Annotated in this window: 18 protein-coding genes; 5 read left to right on the top strand and 13 right to left on the bottom strand. The window is 67.8% G+C overall.

Annotated features, from left to right (window positions below):
* The first annotated feature begins 57 nt into the window (after positions 1-57).
* The 4 genes from dxs to AUL30_RS08655 are packed head-to-tail and all read left to right on the top strand — an operon-like array spanning position 58 to position 4,588.
* Positions 58-1,974: a 1-deoxy-D-xylulose-5-phosphate synthase gene (gene dxs, locus AUL30_RS08670; protein WP_062227480.1), complete on the top strand. Its 1,917-nt coding sequence runs from the start codon at positions 58-60 to the stop codon at positions 1,972-1,974.
* A complete protein-coding gene (locus tag AUL30_RS08665) occupies positions 1,971-2,714 on the top strand; it encodes a TlyA family RNA methyltransferase (RefSeq protein ID WP_062227479.1) in 744 nt (247 codons plus the stop codon). Before dxs ends, AUL30_RS08665 begins: the two co-directional genes overlap by 4 nt.
* Positions 2,711-3,946, top strand: a complete 1,236-nt coding sequence (locus AUL30_RS08660) for a class I SAM-dependent RNA methyltransferase (RefSeq protein ID WP_062227478.1) — start codon at positions 2,711-2,713, stop codon at positions 3,944-3,946. Before AUL30_RS08665 ends, AUL30_RS08660 begins: the two co-directional genes overlap by 4 nt.
* A 42-nt stretch (positions 3,947-3,988) precedes the next feature.
* Positions 3,989-4,588, top strand: a complete 600-nt coding sequence (locus AUL30_RS08655) for a DedA family protein (protein ID WP_244490760.1) — start codon at positions 3,989-3,991, stop codon at positions 4,586-4,588.
* Here the strand turns inward: AUL30_RS08655 and AUL30_RS08650 are convergent.
* The 6 genes from AUL30_RS08650 to purD all read right to left on the bottom strand — a co-directional run bounded on the left by AUL30_RS08650 (position 4,569) and on the right by purD (position 14,197).
* Positions 4,569-5,330, bottom strand: a complete 762-nt coding sequence (locus AUL30_RS08650; protein WP_062227477.1) for a crotonase/enoyl-CoA hydratase family protein — start codon at positions 5,328-5,330, stop codon at positions 4,569-4,571. The genes AUL30_RS08655 and AUL30_RS08650 overlap by 20 nt on opposite strands.
* A complete protein-coding gene (locus AUL30_RS08645; protein ID WP_062227476.1) occupies positions 5,327-7,084 on the bottom strand; it encodes an acyl-CoA dehydrogenase in 1,758 nt (585 codons plus the stop codon). Before AUL30_RS08645 ends, AUL30_RS08650 begins: the two co-directional genes overlap by 4 nt.
* A gap of 62 nt (positions 7,085-7,146) precedes the next feature.
* Positions 7,147-9,252 carry a 3-hydroxyacyl-CoA dehydrogenase NAD-binding domain-containing protein gene (locus tag AUL30_RS08640; RefSeq protein WP_062227720.1) on the bottom strand — a complete coding sequence of 702 codons (2,106 nt, stop codon included), beginning with the start codon at positions 9,250-9,252 and terminating at the stop codon, positions 7,147-7,149.
* Positions 9,253-9,266: 14 nt separating this feature from the next.
* Positions 9,267-10,550, bottom strand: coding sequence for an acetyl-CoA C-acetyltransferase (locus AUL30_RS08635; RefSeq protein ID WP_062227475.1), 1,284 nt, complete (start codon positions 10,548-10,550; stop codon positions 9,267-9,269).
* Positions 10,547-12,805 (bottom strand): acyl-CoA dehydrogenase, encoded by a 2,259-nt coding sequence (locus AUL30_RS08630; protein WP_062227474.1) that lies wholly within the window; start codon positions 12,803-12,805, stop codon positions 10,547-10,549. Before AUL30_RS08630 ends, AUL30_RS08635 begins: the two co-directional genes overlap by 4 nt.
* 141 nt (positions 12,806-12,946) lie before the next feature.
* Positions 12,947-14,197 (bottom strand): phosphoribosylamine--glycine ligase, encoded by a 1,251-nt coding sequence (gene purD / locus AUL30_RS08625; protein ID WP_062227473.1) that lies wholly within the window; start codon positions 14,195-14,197, stop codon positions 12,947-12,949.
* Between the two features lie 234 nt (positions 14,198-14,431).
* On the opposite strand from purD, the gene ubiA reads away from it, so the two are divergent.
* Positions 14,432-15,406 carry a 4-hydroxybenzoate octaprenyltransferase gene (ubiA, locus tag AUL30_RS08620; RefSeq protein ID WP_244490759.1) on the top strand — a complete coding sequence of 325 codons (975 nt, stop codon included), beginning with the start codon at positions 14,432-14,434 and terminating at the stop codon, positions 15,404-15,406.
* Between the two features lie 16 nt (positions 15,407-15,422).
* Here ubiA and AUL30_RS08615 read toward each other — a convergent pair whose 3' ends face one another.
* The 7 genes from AUL30_RS08615 to AUL30_RS08585 all read right to left on the bottom strand — a co-directional run bounded on the left by AUL30_RS08615 (position 15,423) and on the right by AUL30_RS08585 (position 24,139).
* Complete coding sequence (locus AUL30_RS08615) at positions 15,423-15,998, bottom strand: DUF6101 family protein (protein ID WP_062227472.1); 576 nt, start codon at positions 15,996-15,998, stop codon at positions 15,423-15,425.
* Positions 15,999-16,182: 184 nt separating this feature from the next.
* Positions 16,183-17,232, bottom strand: coding sequence for an ABC transporter ATP-binding protein (locus tag AUL30_RS08610; protein WP_062227471.1), 1,050 nt, complete (start codon positions 17,230-17,232; stop codon positions 16,183-16,185).
* Entirely contained in the window at positions 17,220-18,911 is a 1,692-nt protein-coding gene (locus AUL30_RS08605; protein WP_062227470.1) for an ABC transporter permease, read from the bottom strand. Before AUL30_RS08605 ends, AUL30_RS08610 begins: the two co-directional genes overlap by 13 nt.
* Before the next feature lie 7 nt (positions 18,912-18,918).
* The gene (locus AUL30_RS08600) at positions 18,919-19,887 is read right to left on the bottom strand and encodes an ABC transporter substrate-binding protein (protein ID WP_062227469.1); all 969 of its coding nucleotides are present in this window, start codon (positions 19,885-19,887) and stop codon (positions 18,919-18,921) included.
* A gap of 78 nt (positions 19,888-19,965) precedes the next feature.
* A complete protein-coding gene (locus tag AUL30_RS08595) occupies positions 19,966-20,835 on the bottom strand; it encodes a metallophosphoesterase (protein WP_062227468.1) in 870 nt (289 codons plus the stop codon).
* Positions 20,836-20,911: 76 nt separating this feature from the next.
* A complete protein-coding gene (locus AUL30_RS08590) occupies positions 20,912-22,615 on the bottom strand; it encodes a peptidoglycan D,D-transpeptidase FtsI family protein (protein ID WP_083507785.1) in 1,704 nt (567 codons plus the stop codon).
* Positions 22,616-22,687: 72 nt separating this feature from the next.
* Positions 22,688-24,139, bottom strand: a complete 1,452-nt coding sequence (locus tag AUL30_RS08585) for an FAD-binding oxidoreductase (RefSeq protein ID WP_407638275.1) — start codon at positions 24,137-24,139, stop codon at positions 22,688-22,690.

Raw genomic sequence — 24,139 nt, 5'->3', positions numbered from 1 at the left:
AGCGCAACTTCCCGTGCGACTGCATTGAAGTTTCGTGAACATAGGGTAACGCCGAACGTGTCGGACAATCTGAAGTTTCCGCTGCTCGACAAGATCGGTTCGCCCGCCGACCTGCGCGCATTGCCCGAATCCAGCCTTCGCCAGGTCGCGGACGAGGTGCGCAGCGACCTGATCGACGCCGTGTCGCGGACGGGCGGGCACCTGGGCGCCGGGCTCGGCGTCGTGGAGCTGACCGTCGCCCTGCACTATGTCTTCGATACGCCGCAGGACCGGCTGATTTGGGATGTCGGCCACCAGGCCTATCCGCACAAGATCCTGACCGGTCGGCGCGAAGGCATGCGCACGATCCGGCAGGAAAACGGCCTGTCGGGCTTCGCCAAGCGCTCTGAAAGCGTCTACGACCCCTTCGGGGCGGGCCATTCCTCCACCTCGATCTCGGCCGGCCTTGGCATGGCGATGGCGAGCGAACTGGCCGGCAAACGCAACAATGTGATCGCCGTCATCGGCGATGGGGCCATGTCGGCGGGCATGGCCTACGAGGCCATGAACAATGCCGGCGCGCTCGATGCGCGGCTCATCGTCATCCTGAACGATAACGACATGTCCATCGCGCCGCCCACCGGCGCCATGAGCGCCTATCTGGCAAGGCTCGTCTCCGGCAAGACGTACCGCACGCTGCGCAACCGCGCCAAGCAGATCACCGACCACCTGCCCGAATTCGTGCGCGAAGGCGCGCGCCGGACGGAAGAGTTCACGCGGGGCTTCTTCACCGGCGGCACCATGTTCGAGGAGCTCGGCTTCTATTATGTCGGCCCGATCGACGGGCACGATCTGGACCACCTCCTGCCCGTTTTGAAAAACGTGCGCGATGCCGGCGAAGGCCCGATCCTCGTTCATGTCGTCACGCAGAAGGGCAAGGGTTACGGCCCGGCCGAAAGCTCGGCCGACAAGTATCACGGCGTCTCCAAGTTCGACGTGGTGACGGGCAAGCAAGCCAAGGCTAAGGCGAATGCGCCGAGCTATACCCGCGTCTTTGCGGAAAGCCTGATCCAGGAAGCGCAGGACGACGAGCGTATCGTGGCGATCAACGCCGCCATGCCGAACGGAACCGGGCTCGATCTCTTCGGCGAGGCCTTCCCCAAGCGCACCTTCGATGTCGGCATTGCCGAGCAGCACGCCGTCACCTTCGCGGCGGGACTGGCGAGCGAAGGCTACAAGCCCTTCTGCGCCATCTACTCCACCTTCCTGCAGCGGGCTTATGACCAGATCGTCCATGATGTGGCGATCCAGCACCTGCCCGTGCGCTTCGCCATCGATCGGGCCGGCTTCGTCGGCGCCGACGGGCCGACCCACGCCGGCAGCTTCGACACGGGTTTCCTGGCGCCCCTGCCCGGCATGGTCGTCATGGCCGCGGCCGACGAGGCGGAGCTGCGCCATATGGTCCGCACGGCCGCGCTCTACGACGATGGGCCGATCTCCTTCCGCTATCCGCGTGGCAACGGTGTCGGCGTCGAGATGCCGGCACGCGGACAGGAGCTGACCATCGGCAAGGGCCGGATCCTGCGCGAGGGGACGAAGGTCGCCATCCTGTCCTTCGGCTCGCGCCTGGCCGATGCTCTGGCTGCCGCCGACGAGCTCGAAACCTTCGGCCTGTCGTCCACCGTGGCCGACGCCCGCTTCGCCAAGCCGCTCGATGCCGAGCTGATCCGCCGCCTGGCGCAGAACCACGAGGTGCTCATCCTCCTGGAAGAAGGCGCGAGTGGTGGCTTCGCGGCCCAGGTGCTGGAGCACATGGCGCGCAACGGCCTGCTGGAGCATGGGCTCAAGGTCCGGCCGCTGACAATGCCCGACCGCTTCGTGGACCATGCATCGCCCGAGGCCATGATCGAACAGTCCGGGCTCGGTCGGGCCGGCATCGTGGATGCCGTCTTCCGCGCGCTCGGCAATTCGGCGCACCGCGTCCTTCAGGCGTGAGCGACAGGACACGGCTGGATCAGGCGCTTGCCGATCGCGGCCTGTGCGAGAGCCGCGCACGGGCCCGCGATGCAATTCTGCGCGGGCATGTGACGATCGACGGCCAGCTCTGCCTGAAGCCCGGCCAGCGCATAGCGGACACTGCCGTGCTGGCCCTGAACGACCCGGCGGCGGCCTATGTATCGCGTGCGGCGCTCAAGCTGGAGGCCGCGCTGGATGGCTTCGCGCTCGACATTGCCGGGCGCGTGGCGTTGGACGTGGGGGCCTCTACGGGCGGCTTCACGCAAGTGGCCCTGGCGCGCGGCGCACGCCATGTCGTCGCCCTGGATGTCGGTCACGACCAGTTGCACAAGCGCCTGGCGAAGGATCCGCGCGTCACGCGGATCGACGGGCTGAATGCCCGGGCCCTCGAGGAACGGCATCTGGCCGGCCATGCGATCGATCTGGTCCTGTCCGATGTCAGCTTTATCTCGCTGACGCTCGCTTTGCCGCCGGCCTTGGCCCTGGCGGAGCCCGGGGCGCTCGGGATCTTCCTGGTCAAGCCGCAGTTCGAGGCGGGCCGGGAGGCGATCGGCAAGGGGGGCATCGTGCGGGATGCGGCGGTCGGCCCGCGCATCGCGCAGGGGCTTGCGGAATGGCTCGACGGCCAACCCGGCTGGCGATCCATCGGCATTCTCCCCTCGCCCATCGCGGGCGGTGACGGCAATCAGGAATTCCTGCTGGCAGGACGAAAGACGTGAACGACACGATCCAGATCGACCATCTTGGCATCAAGGCCGACGGCATCGGGCGCGACAGCATCGGCACGACGGTCTATGTGCCCTTTACGCTGCCGGGCGAGCGTGTCCGCGTGGCGCGGGACGGGGCACGCGGCCAGCTTCAGGAGGTGCTGCAGGCATCCGCCGAGCGGCGCGAGGCACCCTGCCCGCATTATGGCGCCTGCGGGGGCTGCGACCTGCAGCACGTCTCCGACACATTCTACCGGGATTTCAAGCGCGACACGGTTGTGGAAGCGTTCCGGCGCGTGGGCCTCGAACCGAACGTCGAGCCGCTGGTCGGCTGCGCTCCGGCCACCCGGCGGCGTGCCGTCTTCAGCGCCACGCGCGCGGGGCCGCGCGTCCTTCTGGGGTTCCATGCGGCGCTGAGCCAGCGCATCGTCGCCTTGCAGCGCTGCCTCGTCGTGCTGCCGGAGATCGAGGCGGCGCTGCCCATGCTGCGGCGGATTGCCGAACGGGTGGTGCCGCGCAAGGGAGAGGCGCGGCTGACCGTGACGAGCAGCGGAACGGGGCTCGACATCGCCATCGAGGGCGGTGCGCCGGCCAATGAACGCCTGCGCCGCGACCTCGTGACCGAGGCGCTCGGCTCCGGCCTGGCACGGCTGAGCCTTGGCGGGGAAATCCTGGTCGAGGCCGGCAAGCCGATGATCCTGGCGGGCGATATACCCATCGCCCTGCCGCCGGGCGCCTTCGTGCAGGCGGTCGCCAGCGCGGAGGCCGAGATGGCGCGCCACGCGCTGGACCATTTCGGCGGGTTGAAGGCGGTGGCGGACCTGTTCTGCGGGGTGGGCACGTTCAGCTTCCGCCTGGCGCGGCGGCATGCCACCCACGCGGTGGAAAGCGATGCGGCCGCCCTGTCCGTGCTGCAGGCCGCGACGCGGAGCGCATCCGGGCTGAAGCCTCTGACCGTCGAGCGCCGGGACCTGTTCCGCCGCCCCGTGACCGCCAAGGAGCTCGGACGCTTCGACGGCGTCCTGTTCGATCCGCCACGGGCGGGCGCGGAAGCGCAGTGCCGCCAGCTTGCAGAATCGACCGTGCGCCGGGTCGCCGCCGTGTCCTGCAATCCGCTCACCCTTGCGCGTGATGCGCGCATCCTGGTGGATGGCGGCTACGAACTCCTGAGCGTCACACCCATCGACCAGTTCCTATGGTCGCATCATGTCGAGGCGGTGGCCCTGTTCGCGCGGCGCGGCTGACCCTATTGTGGGCGCGAACCCGCGGGAAGGATGCGAGCGCCGATGCATGAGGTCATGGAATTCCTGCATGCCTATGGCGCTGGGGTCATCCTCGTCGTCATCTTCCTGGAATCCACGGGACTGCCCTTGCCGGGCGAAAGCCTGCTCATCGCCTCAGGCCTTCTGGCGGGCCGGGGCGAACTCGATATCACGACGGTCTTCCTGGCCGCCTGGGTGGGCGGCGTCATGGGGGACAATCTCGGCTACATCATCGGCAAGACGGTCGGCCGGCCCATCATCACGCGCTATGGCGCGCATGTGGGCCTGACCGAGCCGCGCTTTGCGGCCGTCGAGGCGCAGTTCCTGAAGCACGGGGCCTGGGTGGTCGTCTTTGCCCGCTTCTTCGTTCTGCTGCGCCAGTTGAACGGATTGGTGGCCGGCATCACCGGCATGCACTGGCTGACATTCTTCATCGCCAATGCGGTCGGCGCCGCGCTCTGGGCCGGCGCCTGGACGCTGGCCGCCTATTATTTCGGGACGGCGCTGGAGCATTACCTGCATTTCGGCCGCCGGTTCTTCGTGATCGGCGGCATCGTCGGGGCGATCGCAGCGGTCTATATCGTCACGCGCATCATCCGGCGGGCTAAGACGAGCGCGCCATGAAGGCGGCGAAGGCCTCCCGCGCCTCGCGAGAGCGCAGCCTTTCCTCGAACAGTGCCAGCTCCTGCGTAATGCGGGCCTGCAGCGCGGCCGGATCGCCGCGCAGGAGCCGGCGGGCGATGGCAAGGGCTTCCGGGGGCTTGGCCGCCAGCCGCTCGGCGGCCTGACGTGCCGTGGCTTCCAGCGCGTCCTCGCCCACCACGCGGGAGATGAGGCCCGTCCGCTCCGCTGCCGCCGCGTCGAAAGCCGCTCCGGCCACCAGGAGGTCAAAGGCGTTCCGCTGGCCCATATGGAGCGGCGCCAGGAGGCTCGACCCGGCCTCCGGCACGACGCCGAGGTCCAGGAAGGGCGTGCGGAATACCGAGCGCGGCGTGGCGAAGGCCAAGTCACAATGGAACATGAGCGTCGCCCCGATGCCGATGGCAAGCCCGTCCACCGCCGCCACGATCGGCGTGTCGAGAGCGCCAAGCGCCGTCATGAAGGCGAATGTATCCTCCAGCCCTTCGCCGGTCTGCGCGTAGCGCAGGAAATCGCCGATGTCGTTGCCGGCACAGAAGGCCCCCGGCGCGCCGCTCAGGAGGATCACCCGGATGGACGGCGCCGCAGCCTCCGTCAGCGCCTGCGTGAGCGCGCGGTACATGGGCTGGTCGAGGGCGTTCTTCTTGTCGGGACGATCCAGCCGCACGGACAGGATCGCACCGTCGAGATGGGTGTGGACATGGCCCGTGGTCGCGCCGCCGCTCATGTGAGCGCGGCTCCGGAGCCGGCCAGGGCATTCCCCGCCGCGCGCACCCGGGCCGACAGGGCGGCCGCCTCCGGCAGGATGGCGATGTGCAGGAAGCGCGCCGTTGCGACCCGCCCCTCCGCTGCTGGATCGGCCAGGGCGCCCCGCGCCATCAGGGATGCGCCGAGCACCAGCGCGAAGAGGCGCTGATAGGCCGTCGCGCCGGCCAGGGCATCGGCCGGTGCGGCGCCCTGCAAATGCTGCGTTGCCGCCGTGAGTGCATCCAGGCCCTGCCGCAGCGCAGGTGCCATCCCGTCAAAGGCGGCATGATCGGTGGCGGCGAGCGCGTCGACCACGCCGCCGATCTCCTCGAACAGGCGGCGCACGGCATCCCCTTGCGCCAAGGGGAGCTTACGGGTGACGAGGTCGATGGCCTGAATGCCGTTCGTGCCTTCGTAGATGGGGGCGATCCGCGCGTCGCGCAGCAGCCGCGCCGCCCCCGTTTCCTCGATATAGCCCATGCCGCCATGAACCTGGATGCCGAGCGAGGCGACCTCGACCCCGATATCGGTGGCAAAGGACTTGGCCAGCGGCGTCAGCAGGCTCGCGCGGTCCTGCCAGGCGGCGGCGTCCGCATCCGTGCCGTGCGCCATATCGATGGCAAAGGCGCAGGCATAGCAGATGCTGCGCGCCGCCGCCGTCAGCGCCTTCATGGTCATCAGCATCTGGCGGATATCGGGATGCTCCAGGATCGGCACCATGTCGGCCCCGCCGCCCGGGCTGCGGCCCTGCCGGCGCTCCCGCGCATAGGCGAGCGCCCGCTGGGTTGCCGCCTCTGCCACGCCCAGGCCCTGAATCCCGACATAGAGGCGCGCCGCGTTCATCATGGTGAACATGCAGGCGAGCCCGCGATTTTCTTCGCCCACCAGCCAGGCGACGGCACCCGGCTCGCCCGTGTCTCCAACATTGTCGCCATAGACCATGGTACAGGTGGGCGAGGCATGGATGCCCATCTTGTGCTCCATGCCGGCGGCATGCACATCGTTGCGCACGCCCGGCCGCCCCTCTGCATCCGGGATGAACTTGGGCGCCAGGAACAGGGATATGCCCTTGACCCCGGGCGGCGCGTCCGGCAGGCGCGCCAGGATCAGGTGGACGATATTGTCCGTCATGTCATGCTCACCGAAGGTGATGTAGATCTTCTGGCCGAAGATCCGGTAGGTGCCGTCCGCCCGGCGCTCCGCGCGTGTGCGCAGGGCCGACAGGTCCGAGCCGCATTGCGGTTCGGTCAGCTGCATCGTCCCCGTCCAGCGCCCATCGGTCAGCTTTTCCAGATAGGTCGCCTTCAGCGCTTCGCTGCCATGGCGGTGCAGCGCCTCGACCGCACCGATGGTCAGCGTCGGCCCGATGCCGAAGGCCATGGAGGCGCTGTTCCACATTTCCGTCACCGCGGCCGACAGGACCGTGGGCAGCCCCTGGCCGCCTGCCTCCACAGGGCCGCTCAGCCCGTTCCACCCGGCGGCGCACCATTCGCGGTAAAGATCCGCCCAGCCCGGCGGCATGGTCACGCGGCCGTCCTGATACTGCGCGCCGACCCTGTCACCGATCGCGGCCAGCGGTTCGGCTCGGGTGGAGGCGAAACGCCCGGCTTCGTCCAGAATGGCGTCGATCAGGTCTTCCGACAGATCGCCGAAGCGCCCCGCCTGCAACGCGTCCGAAACACCGACGATCTGCTTCAAGGTAAAGCCGATCTCGTCGAGTGGCGCTTGATACATGGGTCTGCCCTCCCCGGCACACGAACCATCCGACCCAGCGCTACGCGCGATTGACGCTTACGTCAATCGACACGCTGCGACAGTTCGGCCCAACCCGGATCGGGCGCGAAACGCGGTCCGAGGCGGGCTTCCAATGCGCGCAGGCGTTCGACGATCTCGTCGATCCCGCGCGCGCGCGCATAGTGCATCGGGCCGCCGCGGAAGGGCGGGAACCCCGTCCCGAAGATCATCGCCCCATTGGCGATATCCTCGTTTTCGACCACGCCTTCGCGCAGGCAGGCCACGACGGCGTTCAGCATGGGCAGGATCAGCCGGTCTTCGAGGTCCGGATCGTCCTTGGCGCCGTCGGGAATGGCGTCGACATGGATCTTCCTGGGCTTGCCGTCGACGTAATCGTACAGGCCGCCGCCCGTCTTGATGCCGAGCCGTCCCTCGCGCACCATCTGGGCGAGCCAGGGGGGCGTCTGCGGAAACTGCGTGCCGAGCCGCTCGGCGAGCGAGGCCGACACGTCGAGCGCAATATCGAGCCCGACGCGGTCGGCCAGTTCGACGGGCCCCATGGGCATGCCGAAGCCTTGAGCCCGCGCGTCGATCCGCTCCTTGGGAATGCCCTCCCCGACCATCAGCAGCGCTTCGGCTATATACGGGGTCAAGGCGCGGTTGACGAGGAAGCCCGGCGCCGAACGCACGGGCGCCGGCAGCCGCGAGAGCTCGACCGCGAAGGCGGTGGCGCGGCGGGCCGTTTCCGAGCCGACGACCGGATGCGAGACGATTTCCACCAGCTGCATGCGGGAGACCGGGTTGAAGAAATGCAGCCCGACGAAGCGGCTCTTATCCGCCAGCCCTTCCGCCAGTTGCTCCAATGGCAAAGCGGAGGTGTTGGACGACAGGAGCGCACCCGGCTTCAGCCTTGGCTCCACCTGCGCATAGATGCTCCTCTTGAGCTCCAGCTTTTCCGGCGCCGCCTCGATGACGAGGTCCGCATGGGCAATGCCGATCCCGTCCGGGTCCGGGATGAGCCGGTCGGCCGCGTCACGGACTTTCAACGGATCCTTCAAGGTGGCCGCGAACATGGCGTTGGCGGCTTTGACGGCGCGGCCGATGGGCTTCAGGTCGATATCCTGCAGCGTCACGACAAAGCCCTGGCGCGCGGCCCAGGCGGCGATGTCTCCGCCCATGGCTCCGGCCCCGATCACGTGGACGCGGCGGATGTCGGACCGGCCGGACTTTGCCCCGCGCATCGCTTCTCGCAGGAAGAAGGTCCGCACCAGATTACGTGAGGTGGGCGTTTCGACCAGTTCGGCGAAACTGTCGAGTTCCGCCCGGCGCATGGCGGACGCGCTGCCGCCATGCTGCTCCCACATGTCGATCAGCCGGAAGGGCGCCGGGTAGTGGGCTGGGCTTGCCTGCTCGGCCGCCTTCTTGCGCATCTGGCGTGCGGCAAGGCTGCGCGCCGGGCGCAGGCCGAAGGCGCGCTGACGCAAGCCCGCCTCACGCGCCGGCATTTCGCCGGTGCGGATGGCCGTAACCGCATTGCCGACATGGCGCTCTTCCAGCACCGTATCGACAAGGCCCATGCGGCGCGCCTTGCGCGCATCGGCCGGCTTGCCGGTCAGCATCATGGTCATGGCTTCGATCGGATCGGCGATTTCGAGCGAACGGAACGTGCCGCCGAGGCCGGGATGCAGGCCCAGCATAACCTCCGGGAAGCCGAGCGATGCACCCGCGACAGCGAGCCGGAAACGGCATGCAAGTGCAAGTTCCAGGCCCGCGCCCAGGCAGTGGCCGTGGATCACCGCGATGGTCGGCATGGCCAGATGCTCCAGCCGGTCGAGCACGATATGACCCTGTCCGAGCATGGCGCGGATATCGTCGGTCGACGCGCCGACGAACTGGTTGATGTCGGCGCCGGCGGCAAAGCCGGCGGGCTTGGCCGACCGCAGGACGACGGCCGCCGGCCGTTCCGCCTCGATCCGGTCGATCAGCGCGTTCAACTCTTCCAAGACCTGGCGATCGATCACATTGACCGACTTGCCCGGCCTGTCGAGAACCAGCCACATGACCCGGTCGGCATCGGTTGCGGCGCGCCAGTTGCCGCCGGCCGTCATGTCGGCGGCGGGACCAAGTTCCATGGCGCGGGGTCGCAGCGTTTCGAGCATGGTGTCCATCATTGTGTCTCCGCTCAGGCCGCTTCCAGGAGCATGGCGCCACCCTGGCCGCCGCCAATGCATTCGGTGGCGATGCCGTTGGCGGCACCGCGTTGGCGCATAGCATTGGCCAGATGCAGGGTGATGCGCGTGCCGCTCGTACCCACCGGATGGCCGAGCGAAATGGCGCCGCCATCGACATTCAGCCTCTCGCGGGGGATCGTTCCGGCCGCACCTGGCAAGCCGAGCACCTGGCGGCAGACCTCCTCGTCCTCGAAGGCGGCAAGGCAGGCCAGGACCTGCGTCGCGAAGGCTTCGTTCAGCTCCACCAGCCCGACATCGGACAAAGACAGTCGGTTGCGCTGCAGGATCGGCCCCGTGGCCATGACTGGACCGAGCCCCATGATGGAGGGGTCGAGGGCGCCCCAATGCGAATCCACGATACGGGCGAGCGGCTCGAGCCCGTGCCGGCGCACGGCGTCCTCGCTGGCCAGGATGGTCCAGGCCGCGCCATCGGTAATCTGCGAGGAGTTGCCGGCCGTCACGTTGCCGAAGGGCTTCTCGAAGACCGGCTTCAGCCCGGCCAGGCTTTTGACGGTCGAATCCGGGCGCACGCCGTCATCGTGGTCGTAGACGTTGCCGTCCCGGTCGATGGCGGGGATGAGTTCTCCCTTCAGCCGCCCTTCCGCCTGCGCGGCGGCCAGGCGCTGGTGGCTCTGCGCGGCATAGGCATCCGCATCACGGCGGCCGATCTTGAACAGATGGCCGATCTTTTCCGCCGTCTGCCCCATGCCGAGATCGGTGATCGGGTCGGTCAGGCCCCGCTCCAGCCCGATTTCCGGCTTCAGGAAGCCAGGCTTCAACCCGGACAGGGCCTTGAGGCGGTCCGTCGTGGAGCGGGCGGCGTTCAACCGCGCGAACCAGTCGACGGCCTCGCGCCGCAGCACCAGCGGTGAATGGCTGAGCGCCTCCGTGCCGCCGGCGAGCACGATGTCCGCATGCCCGCCCTCGATGGTGCGGAAGGCGGTGTCCATGGACTGCATGCCCGATCCGCAATTGATCTGTACGGTGAAGGCCGGGACGGATTCGGGAAGGCCGAGCCGCAGGCCGGCCACGCGGGCCGGGTTCATCTCGTCGGCGATCACGTTCACGCAGCCCAGGATGACGAGGTCGATGTCGGCGGGCGAAAAGCCCTGCCGCATCAGGAGCGGCCGTCCGCATTGCACCGCCAGATCGACCGGCGTGAACGGGCCGGGCTTGCCGCGCGCCTTCAGGAAGGGCGTGCGCGCCCCGTCGACCAGATAGACGGCCCTCGTCATTCGGCGGCCTCCGCATTCAGGCTCGGGCGGTCGGCCGCCCGGGGTGCGATCATGTCGGCCGGGAAGGCATCCACGGCGATCACGCCGCGCGTGGCGGCCTGCGCCTCTGCCAGAAGCGCATGTTCCTGCGCGTCGATCACCCCGTCGGCGAGCGCCTTGTCCATATCTCTCACCCTGGCCTCCTTCATCTTGCGATAGGCGGGTTCCGCCCGGGTGACGAGGTCGAGCGCGACGTCGAGTTCGGCGATGGCGTAGTCGTCCCTGCCGCCGCCGAGATAGAGCCCGGCCGTCAACCTGTCGCGCTGGGATGTGGGGCGCATCAGCATTTCGGCCACCTCGGTCACCAATTCGTCACGCAGCGGCGCGTACGGCACGCCGGCCGGGAAGGCGATGATGCGGATGGCCAGCGCGGCGGGGCGTGAGGGCAGATTGGCAAGGATGCCGTCGAAGGGAGCGCCGATGCGGTTGAGGCCACGCCGCATGATGTAGTCGATCAGCGGCTTGTCGGCCTCGGGCCGGCCCTCCGTCTCGAAGCGCTTCAGGACGGCGGCGAGCATGTAGAGCTCGCTCAATATATCGCCCAGGCGGCCCGACAGCATCTCCTTGCGCTTGAGCGCGCCGCCGAGCGTCAGAAGCGCCATGTCGGCCGTCAGCGCAAAGGCCGAGGACAGGCGCGAAAGCTGGCGCCAATGGCCGGTCAGGTCGGCCCGGTCGGGCGCCGGCGCCACGATGCCGCCCGTCCAGCCCCGCAGGAAGGCGCGTGCGGCATTGCGCGCCGAATGGCCGACATGGGCCCAGAAATGCGTGTCGAATTCGTCCAGCCCGGCCTCCCGGTCCGGGTTGGACAGGGCCTTCATCTCCTTCAGCATGTAGGGGTGGGCGCGGATTGCCCCCTGGCCGAAGATCATCAGGCTGCGCGTCAGGATGTTGGCGCCTTCCACCGTGATGCCGATGGGGACGGAGCGGTATTGCGGCGCCATGTAATTTCGCGGCCCCTCCACGATGGCCTTGCCACCGTGAATGTCCATGGCATGGGAAACGGATTGGCGCATACGCTCCGTCGCATTGGCCTTCATGATGGCCGACAGGACCGAAGGCCGGTGCCCCTGGTCGAGCGCGGCGAGCGTCAGGCGCCGTGCCGCATCGACCTGATAGGCATTGGCGGCGATCTCCGCGAGCGGCTCCTGGATGCCTTCGAAGCGGCCAATGGGCAGGTTGAACTGGTGGCGCACCCGCGCATAGGCGCCGGAAACACGCGCCGCCATGGCGCAGGCCGCTGCCGACTGGGAGGGCAGCGAAATGCTGCGCCCGGCGGCCAGGGCCGTCATCAGCATGGTCCAGCCCTCGCCGATCTGCGCCGGCCCGCCGAGGATCCAGTCCAGCGGAATGAAGACGTCCTTGCCGTGCAGCGGACCGTTCTGGAAATAGGTCGACAGCGGCACATGGCGCTCGCCATAGGAAACGCCCGGCGTGGCCGTCGGCAGCAGCGCCACGGTGATGCCGAGTTCGGTGCCGCGGCCGAGAAGGTTGTCCGGATCCCGCATCTTGAAAGCCAGGCCCATGACGGTCGCGACGGGCCCGAGCGTAATGTAGCGCTTGTCGAAGTTCAGCCGGATGCCGAGCACCCGCTCGCCCTTATGCTCGCCATATTCGACGATGCCGGTATCCTGCATGGCGGCGGCATCGGAACCTGCATCGGGTGAGGTCAGGCCGAAGCAGGGAATCTCGCGTCCGTCGGCCAGGCGCGGCAGCCAGTGGTTCTTCTGCTCTTCCGTGCCGAAATGCAGCATCAATTCGCCCGGCCCGAGCGAGTTGGGCACCATGACCGTGACGCCCGCGACGACGCTGACGGACGAGACCTTGCGCACGACTTCCGAATGCGCCGTGTTGGAAAAGCCGAGGCCGCCATAGGCCTTGGGAATGATCATGCCGAAGAACTTCTCGCGGCGCAGGAACTCCCACACTTCGGGCGGCAGGTCATGATCGGTGACGGTGATCTTCCAGTCGTCCACCATGGCGCAGAGCTGCTCGACCGGCCCGTCCATGAAGGCCTGTTCCTCCGCCGACAGGGCCGCCGGGGCCATGGCGACCAGCGCGTCCCAGTCGGGAGATCCGGAAAACAGCTCCCCGTCCCACCAGACCGTGCCGGCGTCGATGGCCTTGGCTTCCGTTTCCGAAATCGCCGGCATCGCCTTCTGCGCCCAGCGGAAGATGGGCCGCGTCAGCTTGTCCCGTCGAAAAGAACCTCTTGCCATGTCACGGCCTCCCGTCAGCAGATCATTGAGCTAGGGCACCACCCGGACGAAGCCAGGAAGCGCCATAACTCTTACGCTAACGTAAGATGCCAGAAAAGTGCATCAAGATCATGGCGGGGGTTTTGCCCTGTCAAAAACGCGTCAGCGTGCCCGGTGCGCGATGTCCGTGCGATAGAATCCCTCCGGCCAGTCCACCGCGTGGACCAGCGCATAGGCCCGGTCGGCGGCCTCGGCCACGCTCGACCCCGTGGCCGTGACGTTGAGGACGCGGCCGCCCTCGGCCACCAGGCGGCCATCGGACAGTCCCGTGCCGGCATGGAAGATCGCCTCCTGCGGGCCCGTCTCGGGCAGGCTGGCGATGGTCGTGCCCTTGCGGTAGCTGCCGGGGTAGCCCTTGCTCGCCATGACCACGGTGACGGCCGGGTCGTCGCGCCAGCGCGGCGTAACCCGTGACAGATCCCCGGCCGCGGCTGCCCGTAGGATGGGCAGGAGATCGCTCTCCAGCCGCATCATCAGGACCTGGCATTCGGGATCGCCGAAGCGCACATTGTACTCGATGAGCCGGGGCCCCGTGTCGGTCAGCATCAGGCCGGCATAGAGCACGCCCTTGAAGGGCGTCCCTGCCTCTGCCATGCCCTTCAGGGTCGGCTCCACGATCTCGGCCATGACCTGTCGGATGACATCGGGCGTCATCAGCGTTGATGGCGAATAGGCGCCCATGCCCCCGGTGTTCGGGCCCGCATCCCCGTCATAGGCTCGCTTGTGATCTTCTGCCGTGCCGAAGGGCACGGCGCGTACGCCATCGCACAGGCAGAAGAAGCTCGCCTCCGGCCCGGTCATGCATTCTTCCACCACGACTTCGGCGCCGGGCTCGGCAAAGCAGGCGCGCAGCGCCTCCTCCGCCTCATCGAGCGTGGCAGCCACCGTCACGCCCTTGCCGGCGGCCAGTCCGTCCGCCTTGACGACGATGGGCGCGCCTTCCGCCCGTACATAGGCGAGCGCCGGGTCCAGCGCGTCGAAGCGCCGGAAGGCCGCGGTCGGGATGTGCATCCGGGCGCAGAGTTCCTTGGTGAAGCCCTTCGAACCCTCGAGCGCGGCAGCGGCCTGGCTCGGCCCGAAGACGAGGATGCCGCCGGCCTCCAGCGCATCGGCAAGCCCGGCCACGAGCGGCACTTCCGGCCCGACCACGACGAGACCGATCCGCTCGGCACGGCAGAAGGCAAGGACGGCGGCATGGTCGGCCGGATCGACATCCACGCAGCGCGCATGCTGCGCAATGCCGGGATTGCCGGGCGCGGCGAAGAATGTTCCGAGTTCGGGAGACTGCGCCAGCTTGGCCGCAAGCGCATGCTCGCGGCCGCCGGAGCCGATCAGAAGGACATTGGTGCTCATGGGCCCTTGATACTTCACTGACAAGCCGATGCGGCGCCGAAGGCAGCGTGCCGCGCGAAGCCCTCCTGTAGATCATTTTCCCGCCCGGTGGAAAGCCGTGCGCCGCCCCGCGCAGAGGGCGGCTGGCCAGGCGATTGCCGGGGAAACGGGCCTGTACCCCCGCAAAAGCGCTTGACGCCGCCGTGTTTCACGGCATTCCTCCGCGCCATGCAGAACGACAGGAAAGATACGGGGATGGATCAGGGCCGCGTCGCCGATGCCCCGTCGGACAATTTCGTCTATCGCTGGCTGCCATCACCGCTCTGGCCCTTCGCGCAGCTTGCCCGCTGGGACCGGCCGATCGGCTGGCAGCTTCTGATGTGGCCCTGCTGGTGGAGCGCGGCGCTGGCCCCGCAATCGGCCGCGCCCTCGGCCGTCCATACCGGCCTGCCCAGTGTCGCCCATCTTCTGCTCTTCGTCATCGGCGCCATCGCGATGCGCGGGGCCGGCTGCACCTATAACGACCTGGTGGACCAGGAGATCGACGGCCGTGTCGCCCGGACACGCTCCCGCCCCCTGCCCTCCGGACGCGTCAGCCGCTTGCAGGCCAAGCTCTTCCTCCTCGTGCAGACGCTGGTGGGCTTTGTCGTGCTTCTGCAGTTCAACGATTTCGCCATCGTCACCGGCATCGCCTCGCTCGGCGTCGTCGCCGTCTACCCCTTCCTGAAGCGCGTGACCGATTGGCCGCAGCTTGGGCTGGGCCTGGCCTTTTCCTGGGGTGCGCTGATGGGCTGGGCCGGATACTGGGCCAGCCTGTCGGCCGCGCCGCTCCTGCTCTATGCCGGCGCGGTCCTGTGGACCATCGGCTACGATACGATCTACGCCCACCAGGATCGGGAGGACGATGCCCTCGTCGGCGTGCGGTCGACAGCGCGTCTGTTCGGGCAGCGGACGCGGCAGGCGCTCGTCATCCTGTATGGCGGGGCAATCCTGTGCTTCCTGGCCGCCTATCTGGCGAGCGGTTCGGCTTCGGCCGGGCCGAGCTGGCCGGCCTATGCGGCGCTCGCCATCGGAGCCTGCCAGATGATCTGGCAGATCACCCGGATCGACATCGACGACGGAGAGGCATGCCTGGCGCTGTTCCGCTCCAACAATCTGTTCGGCTGGATCCTGTTCATTGGGCTTCTCGCCTCTGCGCTCTGGACCCTGTCCTTCCCCTTCGGGGCTTGAGCGCCACCCCTTCCGGTCAGCGGCGGGCGATGATCTCACGCCCGTCGATCACCATGCGGATGCCGACCCCGCCCGGCTTGCGGCGGACCAGGAAGCGCGGGCGGCGGCCCTTGTGGTAGCTGCGGCGGCGATCGGCCGGCGATGCGGCCTTGAGCATGCCGAGCGTTTCCTCCAGCGCGGTCACGCTGCCGTCGGCCTCTACCATCAGCATGGGAAGGTTGAAGAGGCTGGACCAGCTCCGCCAGTCGGCCGCCACGTCGAACAGATCGCTCGCCACCAGAAGCGGCACGCTCAGGCGCGGATCCTCGTGCATGAGTTCGAGCGTGACCGTGACCCGGCCGCCCGGCTCTTCCATGGCCCGTGCCGCCACACCGCGGAAGGCGCAGGGCGCCAGCGGAATGGACACGGGAACGTCCGAACCCTCATACAGGCGGCGGACCATCGCGCCGCGCCGGTCGACCCGGTAGGAGACGCGCTCATCGCCATCCATCATGTCGAAGCTGATGCGCCGGTCGGCGACCGCCGGATCCAGGCGGATCGGGTTCCGTGTCCAAGCGGGATGCACGGGAGCCTTTTCAGAAACGCTGCTCATCCTGGTGTCGCCTTCTGTTCTATCGACTGCCGGGCGGTGTCTGTCCCGCCCCTTGTTGCAGCCAATCTAGAAAGCCCCCGTTGCGAGCCTCTGAAGAAACGGGGTTAAGCGTTGGTAGCGAAAATCAGGGTTACAAAACCGTGGCCAACAGCCGGCAAAACCGGCCTTTCGAGGGCAGGTTTCGTCAACCCGCATCGCCCGCGCCGAGGCACCAACCTTCCAGGATCGCCACGCCGATCGACGATCCGACGCCATGGGGCGACGTTGCATAGGCCAGGAGTTCCCCACCCCCTTCCAGCGTGAGACGGAGAAGGTAGCGTTCGCCCTCGAAGATGCAGCCTGCAACGGTTGCCGGCATGCCCGGCGCATCCGCCACCACATGTTCCGGCCGCACCAGAACCGCCCGCAGCGCACCGCCATGGCCGCGCCTGACGAGCGCGGCGGCGATGCGCTCGCGCGGCCAGTGCCGCGCCGGATCGCCATCCTCGGCAAGGTCCAGGATCCGCCCCCGGCCGACGAGTTCGCCCACCAGGCGCCCCTGCGGCCGGGCGTAAAGCGCCTGCGGGGCGGCGACCTGCAACAGCCTCCCCTCGGCCATGACGGCCACATGCGAGGCCAGCGCCATGGCCTCGGACTGATCGTGGGTGACATAGATCATCGCCGCCCCGGAGCGCTCGTGGAATATGCGGAAATTCTCCTCCATCTCCTGGCGCAGGTGCCGGTCCAGATTGGCGAGCGGCTCGTCCAGAAGCACCACTGAAGGATCGGTCACCAGGCAGCGCGCCAGGGCCACACGCTGGCGCTGGCCGCCGGACAGCTCGGCCGGCCGGCGATCGGCCATGGCGTCGAGCCGCACCGCCGCCAGCGCTGCGCGCACCTTGCGGTCATAGGCATCGCGGCCGACGCCGCGCACCTTCAACGGATAGCCCGCATTGTCGGCAACGCTCATATGCGGCCAGAGGGCGTAAGACTGGAACACCATGGCCATGCCGCGGTGCTCCGGCGGGACCATGCCGCCGGCATCCGCAAGCCGCCGTTCCCCCAGGCGGATATCGCCGCCCGTCGGCTGCTCGAAGCCCGCCACCATGCGCAGCACCGTCGTCTTGCCGCAGCCGGACGGACCGAGCAACGCCATGAAGGCGCGTTCGGGCAGTTCCAGCGACAGATCGTCCACCGCCGGCTGCGCCGTGCCCTCGAAGCGCTTGGTCACATGGTTCAGGATCAGCTTTGCCATGGAACGGTTCCCCGGGGCAGGTAACGGCCACCAAGATGCAGGAGCAGCATCAAAAGGGCCACGATCAGGACGACGATCACCGAAAGGGCAGCCGCCAGGTTGAAGCTGCCGCTGTCGTCCAGATTGTAGATGACGACGCCGATCGTCTGTGTCCCGGCCGACCACAGGAGCGCCGACACGGTCAGCTCGTTGCAGGCGAAGAGGAAGACAAGCACCGCGCCGGCCAGTGCCGAGGGCGCCACGAGCGGCAGCAGGATATCGCGCATCCGCCGGGAAAAGCCCGCCCCCGCCATGCGTGCCGCCTCTTCCAAAACGGGGTCGAGCTGGCGGAAGGCACTGTCGACCGGCTTCAGCGCCACGGCCAGGAAAGACGACAGATAGGCCAGGAGGATGATCGAGAGTGTCCCGTAGAGCCGGATGCCGAGGAAGGGCACCGGTGCCGCGAAAAGCAGAAGAAAGGCGACGGAGATGACGATGCCGGGCAGCGCATAGGGAACGTCCGTCAGCGCCGACAGGACCCGCGCGAGCCGGCCGCGCCGGCGCGTCAACAGATAAGCCGTCATGAGCGACATGACGCCGAGGATGAGCGCCGCGGCCCCGGCCAGGAGGAAGGAATTGGAAAAGGCCGTGCGCGTCGCGCTCTGGCGGAACAGAACCTCGCGGAAGGCATCCAGCGTGGCGGTGTCCGGCGTCAGCCGCACGCCATAGGCAGGCGCGAGCGCCCCGGCCAGAAGCGCGGCGAAGGGCGCAAGGAGGATCACCCCGATCACCAGCCACAGCATCGCTTCAACCGGCCCGCGCCAACGCCCCAGCATGAAGCTGGCGGCAGCCCCGGAATGCCCGAGCACCCGGTAATCGCGCCCGGCCAGGGCGCGCTCCTGGATGAACAGACCGGCAAATGCGATGATGGCGATGAGCGCGGCCAGAAGCGCGATATCGCCGAATGTTCCCGCGCCGAAGGCGGTGAGCCGGCTGTAGATGAGCGTCGGCAGCGTCAGTTCGCCGGCCGGTATGCCCAGAATGGCCGCGATGCCGAAATTGCCGATCCCCGATACGAAGGCGATGGAGGCGCCGGCGACGAGGCCCGGCAGCGCCAGCGGCAGCACGATATCGGCAAGGGTGCGCCAGCGCCCCGCCCCGGCAAGGCGCGCGGCCTCGATCGCGTCGCGCGGCAGGGACAGGAGGCTGGCCCGCAGGGTCAGGTAGACGAGCGGCGCATGCTGGACGCCCATCAGCAGCGCGATGCCGCCGATCGAATAGAGCGGCTGCGGGCTGCCGAGCGACGGCGCGAGGCCGACTGCCTTCAACAGCGCGCTGGATGGTCCCGTCATGCCGATCCAGGCGAGCGCCGTGACCTGCGGCGGGATCATCATGGGCAGGATGAAGAGGATGCCGAGCGCCGAGCGGCGCCGGAGATCGGTCAGCGTCAGCGCGAGTGCGAAGACCATTCCCAGCACCACCGACAGGATCATGCCGAGGAGCGACGTGGTCAGGCTGTTCCTGAAGGCAGGCCAGAGCTGCGGATCGGCAAGAAGACCGGCGATCCCCTCGAAGCCCGCCGAACGCGCGCCGGTGATCGCCAGGCGCAGGAGCGGCAGCGCGCAAAGGAACAGAATGGTGCCGGTGACGGCGAGCGTCAGCCAGCGCGGCTCCTGGCGCGCTCGGGGCAGTGCCGACATGACGCCCTTACTGACCGGTCCCGAAAATCCCGTTGAAGGTGGACAGGTCCGCCGTGCTGGCCGCCAGCGCCGCCTGCGGATCGAAGGGGAGGAGCTTGATATCCGCCCGGGCCGGGAAGCCCTCCGGCAGGGCAACGCCCTCACGCGCCGGAATGTAGCCGAGCCTGGCCTGCAACTCCTGCCCCTTCTGCGACAGGAGATAGTCGACGAAAGCCTTGGCGGCATCTTTGTTGCGGGCGGTGGACAGGATGGCGACGGGCTCGGTCACGGCCGACACGCCCTCCTGCGGGAAGACGAAGCCGACCGGAGCGCCCTTGGCCGCTTCGCGGATCGGCATGTAGTCGACCACCATGCCATAGGCCTTCTCGCCCGAGGCGACGGATTTGAGGACGGCGCCGTTGCCGCCGGCCGCCACGGCGCCATTGTCCTTGAGGGCGCGGTAATAGTCCCAGCCGAGCCCGTCGACATTGGCGAGCGTCTGCGCGTGGATCAGCGCCGCGCCGGACGTGGCCGGGCTCGGCATGGCCACGAGCCCCTTGGCCTCGGCCCCCGCAAGGTCCTTCCAGTGCGCGGGCTTCATGCCGGCGGCCGTGTTGTAGACGATGCCGGTGGTGATCAGCTTGGTTGCATGGAAGGCGCCATCGGGATCGTGCAGCCCGGCAGGGTAGGCGGCCGCCTCCGGCGAGCGGTAGGGCAGAAGCTGGCCGGCTTCCTTCATGCGCTGCAGGGTGACGCTGTCGGCGATCAGGAGAACGTCCGGCGCGGGGCTCCCGGCCTCGATCTCGGCCATCAGCCGCGCGATGATCTTGGGCGTGCCGTCGCGCACCCATTCGACGTCGAGCCCGGTCGCTTCGCGGAACCCGTCGACGGTCGCCTGCGCATCCTCGTTCGGCTGGCTCGTATAGAGCACGAGGTCGGCTGCGGACGCCGCCGTCGACAGAAGGCAGGCGGCGAGTGCGGCAAGGATCGGCTTCATCGGTCTGGCACCTTGTAAATCGTTGTCGGAGCGCAACAACCACAGATGCATGACAGCAGGATAACAGGCGCGCAAGCCTCAGCGAAAGCGCGCCGGCAGCGCCAGGTCGCGGCTGATCTCCCGCCCGAAGCCTGCGATGCGAAGCTGCCCGTCGCCGATGGTGACGATGGCGTGGGCGCCGCTGTCGGGCGTGTCCACCATGCCGCGGAACGTCACGAAGTGGCGTCCGTCCACTATGCCGTAATGGCCCGCATGGTTGTGGCCGTTGAACCAGGCGAGCACATTGTCGCAGGACAGGACGAGGTCGAGAATCGCGTCACAGTCCCACAGATTGTGCTGATCCTGCGGAAAGATCGGATAGTGACAGCACAGGATGACCCCCTCGCCGGCCGCCACGGCCAAAGCAAGGCGCTCCTCCAGCCAGCGCCGCTGGACGGTGCCGATGGTGCCGTTCCACGCTTTCGCCTGGACCGCCCCCTGCCCTTGCAGCACCGCCAGCCGCGCAGCGGCTTCCTCATGCCGTGGATCGCCGGCGGGCGGCGCGAAGGTGCTGACATCGTTGCCGTCGAGGACGATGAAACGCAGCCCGCGCAGGGAAACATCGTACCAGGGTGCCAGCATGCCGAGCATGCCGGGGATGGCGGGCCGCTGGAGCGGTTTGACGGAAAAATCATGATTGCCGAGGACGAAGAGCGCCGGATGCTTGAGCCCTTCATAGACAGGCATGATGGCCGCCAGGCTTTCGACGTCGCGGTCGATCACGTCGCCGAGTGTCATGACGAGATCGAGCGGCGCTTCATTGAAGCAGCCGATCGCCTGGTCGAGCTTCCAGAGCGATTCCGCATAGTGCCTGTTCATGGCAAGGTTCGGTGCGCGTGCGGCATATTGCGGATCGGCCACGATGCCGATCCGAACCGGGTTCTGCCGAAAATCCAAACCGTCCGACATACGGATCCCTGCCCATGCGCGCGGCGTCACCCGCCGGCTTTAGCCCCGACCCATGACGCGGCGGTGACGGCGGCGCTCAGCGCGCCGCGGCGGCGGGCAGGACATCCTGATAGCCGAAGGCGTGCTGGCGCGTCGCCACGGGGAAGGGATCGGGCGGATTGTCGTAAGTCGGCGAAAGGTGCAGGAGCGGCAGGATGCGCTCGAAGATGCGGCCGCCGGCCGGCACGGCGTTCCAGCCCGAGGTGCGGAAGCCGTAGGTTTCCTTCGACCCCTTTGGTTCGTCCAGAATCACCAGCATCAGATATTTCGGATCGTTGGCCGGCAGGACGCCCATGAAGGATGTCATGACGCGCGTCTTGTCGTAGCGCCCGTTCACGACCTTCTCGGCCGTGCCCGTCTTGCCGCCGATGAAGTAGCCCGGCACGTTGGCCCGCTTGGCCGAGCCCCTGACCGCGTTCAGCCGCATCAGGTAACGCAGCGTCTCGCTCGTTTCGGGCGCGACGACATTGTCGGCGACGAGCCGGTCCGGCACGGGCGATCCCTTGATGAAGGTCGGCTTGATCAGATGCCCGCCATTGACGAGGCCGGCCACGCCCATCACCGCCTGCAGCGGCGTCACGGCAAGGCCGTGGCCGAAGGCGATGGTGGCGGTATTCACATCCGACCAGTGCCGCGGCACGATCGGCGCCGCGCTTTCCGGCAGTTCGGTCTTCAGACGCGTCGTCTCGCCCATCTTGGCCAGGAAGGCCTTGTGCCCTTCCACGCCGACGGCCAGCGCCATCTTGCCGAAGGCGATGTTGGACGACACCAGGAAGGCTTCCGGCAGGTTCAACGGCCGGTACTCGCCGCGATAGTCGCGAATGGCGAAGCGCCCGAAGCTCAGGGGCTTCGACGCGTCGATGACCGAACGCAGGTTGAACAGGCCGCTTTCCACCGCCATGGCCGTGGTCAGCGCCTTGAAGGTCGAGCCCATTTCGTAGACGCCGACATTGATCCGGTTGATATGCTCCTTCTTCAAGGCCTGCGTCGGATCGTTCGGATCGAAGTCGGGCAGCGATACGAGCGACAGGACCTCGCCATTGGTCACGTCCATCAAAAGCCCGGCGCCGCCGATCGCGTCGAAATGCTCCACTTCCTTGGCCAGTTGATCGGCGAAGGCGTGCTGTACATAGAGGTCGATCGAAAGCTGGACGGGGTCGAGATCGGCCCGCTCGTAGCGCATGCCATTGGTGCGCAGCGCGCCGAGTCCGGACGTGTCGATCCACTTCTCGATGCCAGCGATGCCGATATTGTCGACATTCACCGCGCCGAGCACCTGGGCTGCCGCCGGCCCGTTCGGGTAGAGGCGCTTGACCTCTTCGCGGAAGCCGATGCCCGGAATGCCGAGGTTCAGGATCTCCTGCTGCTTGGCCGGGGTGATGGACCGCTTGATCCAGGTGAAGCCGGACTTGCCGCTGAGACGGTTGTAGAGCGACTTGGCGTCGAGCTCCGGCATGGCGGTGACGAGCTTCTCGACCGCCTCGTCGGCATCGACCACACGGCGCGGCTCGGCAAAGACGGAGAAGGTCGCGATGTCACGCGCCAGGATGTTGCCGTTGCGGTCCAGAATGTCGGGCCGCGCCGTGGAGGGTGCGGAACCGGCATAGGTGATGGGCGGCGGTTCGCTATAGGCGAAATCCACCAGCCGCGCGAGGATCGCGACATGCGCGGCGATGAAGATGCCGAGGACGAGATTGACCCGAACCCGGCTCTTGCCGGTTTCCATCCGGTGCAGAGGCATTGGCGGCTCACACTGTGGCGCGGGCTGACGGCCCGCCAATGCGCATAATGGGCCCCGCCGATTGAGAATCGGTTAACCTTGATCAACTCTTATCACGTCGGCTTGCAGGAGCTTGCCGGGATTGAGGATGCCCGAAGGATCGAACAGGGCCTTGATGCCGTGCATCAGGGACATCTCCAGCCCCGCCTTGCTGCGCGCCAGCTCGTCGCGCTTGAGCTGGCCGATCCCGTGCTCGGCCGAGAAACTGCCGCCGAGCTCCGCCACGATGCCGTGGACGATGGCGTTCATCTCTCCCCACCGCGCCAGGAAGGCGGCCTTGTCGGCGCCCACCGGTTGCGAAATGTTGTAGTGAATGTTCCCATCGCCCATATGGCCGAAGGAGACGATCCGCGCGCCCGGCATGGCCGCAAGAACGGCCGCCCCGGCGCGGTCGAGGAATGTCGGCACCAGCGCGACGGGTACCGACACGTCATGCTTGATGGAGCCGCCCTCCGGCTTCTGGGCCCAGCTCATCTCTTCGCGCATGCGCCAGAAATCGGCGGCGTCGCTCAAGGACTGCGCGATGGCGGCGTCTTCGACATCGCCGGCCTCGAAGGCGTCCGCCAGGATTTCCTCCAGCGTCGTGCGCGCATCCTCTGCCGACCGGGCGGACGATATCTCGATCAGCACATACCATTCATGCGGCTGCGAGAGCGGATCGCGCGCGCCGGTCGTATGGCGGATGGTGAACTCCATGCCGATGCGCGGCATCAGCTCGAAGGCGGTCAACTGCGTGCCGGCGCGCCCTTCCGCAAGCTTGAGCAGCCGCAGCGCCGCCTGCGGCGAGGACAGGCCGACATAGGCGACCTCCCGCCCCGCAGGGCGCGGAAAGAGGCGCAGGACCGCCGCCGTAATCACCGCCAGCGTGCCTTCCGAGCCGATCAGGAGGTCTTTCAGATCGTAACCGCGATTGTCCTTCTTCAGGCGGCGGAGCCCATGATAGATGCCCCCGCCCGGCAGGACGGCCTCGATGCCGAGGCACAATTCGCGCGTGTTGCCATAGGCCAGGACGTTTGTCCCGCCGGCATTGGACGCCAGGTTGCCGCCGATCTGGCAGGAGCCCTCCGCCCCGAGGGACAGCGGGAAGAGAAAGCCGGCCTCATCCGCCGCGCGCTGCGCCGCCGACAGGACGACGCCGGCCTCCACGACCATGGTCCGGCCGGCCGGATCGACATCCCGGATCCGGTTCAACCTCGAAAGCGACAGGACGACTTCCGCCTCCGAACGGGGGGATTGCCCGCCGACAAGGCCCGTATTGCCACCCTGCGGCACGATGGGCGTGCGCGTTTCCTGCGCCAGCGCCATGATGGCGGAGACTTCCTCCACCGAGCCCGGCCGCAGCACGAGCAGGGTGCGCCCCGCATACAGATCCCGTTCCTCGCGCACATAGGGGGCGATCAGCTCGGGATCGGTCAGGGCATGGGCGGGACCGACGATCGCCGACAGGCGGGCGATGATATCCTTAGAAATTGCGGTCGCAGGCAG

Source organism: Aureimonas frigidaquae (assembly GCF_001463905.1).
Lineage (GTDB): Bacteria > Pseudomonadota > Alphaproteobacteria > Rhizobiales > Rhizobiaceae > Aureimonas > Aureimonas frigidaquae.
This window is presented reverse-complemented; position numbering and strand designations above follow the sequence as displayed.

What these genes read in the sequence shown, in the direction of transcription:
- AUL30_RS08640 (WP_062227720.1), bottom strand. Translation starts at nt 9,252, where the DNA reads ATGGACACCATGCTCGAAACGCTGCGACCCCGCGCCATGGAACTTGGT.
- purD (WP_062227473.1), bottom strand. Translation starts at nt 14,197, where the DNA reads ATGAGCACCAATGTCCTTCTGATCGGCTCCGGCGGCCGCGAGCATGCG.
- ubiA (WP_244490759.1), top strand. Translation starts at nt 14,432, where the DNA reads ATGGATCAGGGCCGCGTCGCCGATGCCCCGTCGGACAATTTCGTCTAT.
- AUL30_RS08635 (WP_062227475.1), bottom strand. Translation starts at nt 10,550, where the DNA reads ATGACGAGGGCCGTCTATCTGGTCGACGGGGCGCGCACGCCCTTCCTG.
- AUL30_RS08600 (WP_062227469.1), bottom strand. Translation starts at nt 19,887, where the DNA reads ATGAAGCCGATCCTTGCCGCACTCGCCGCCTGCCTTCTGTCGACGGCG.
- AUL30_RS08595 (WP_062227468.1), bottom strand. Translation starts at nt 20,835, where the DNA reads ATGTCGGACGGTTTGGATTTTCGGCAGAACCCGGTTCGGATCGGCATC.
- AUL30_RS08590 (WP_083507785.1), bottom strand. Translation starts at nt 22,615, where the DNA reads ATGCCTCTGCACCGGATGGAAACCGGCAAGAGCCGGGTTCGGGTCAAT.
- AUL30_RS08655 (WP_244490760.1), top strand. Translation starts at nt 3,989, where the DNA reads ATGCATGAGGTCATGGAATTCCTGCATGCCTATGGCGCTGGGGTCATC.
- AUL30_RS08605 (WP_062227470.1), bottom strand. Translation starts at nt 18,911, where the DNA reads ATGTCGGCACTGCCCCGAGCGCGCCAGGAGCCGCGCTGGCTGACGCTC.
- AUL30_RS08650 (WP_062227477.1), bottom strand. Translation starts at nt 5,330, where the DNA reads ATGAGCGGCGGCGCGACCACGGGCCATGTCCACACCCATCTCGACGGT.
- AUL30_RS08610 (WP_062227471.1), bottom strand. Translation starts at nt 17,232, where the DNA reads ATGGCAAAGCTGATCCTGAACCATGTGACCAAGCGCTTCGAGGGCACG.
- AUL30_RS08615 (WP_062227472.1), bottom strand. Translation starts at nt 15,998, where the DNA reads ATGAGCAGCGTTTCTGAAAAGGCTCCCGTGCATCCCGCTTGGACACGG.
- AUL30_RS08645 (WP_062227476.1), bottom strand. Translation starts at nt 7,084, where the DNA reads ATGTATCAAGCGCCACTCGACGAGATCGGCTTTACCTTGAAGCAGATC.
- AUL30_RS08630 (WP_062227474.1), bottom strand. Translation starts at nt 12,805, where the DNA reads ATGGCAAGAGGTTCTTTTCGACGGGACAAGCTGACGCGGCCCATCTTC.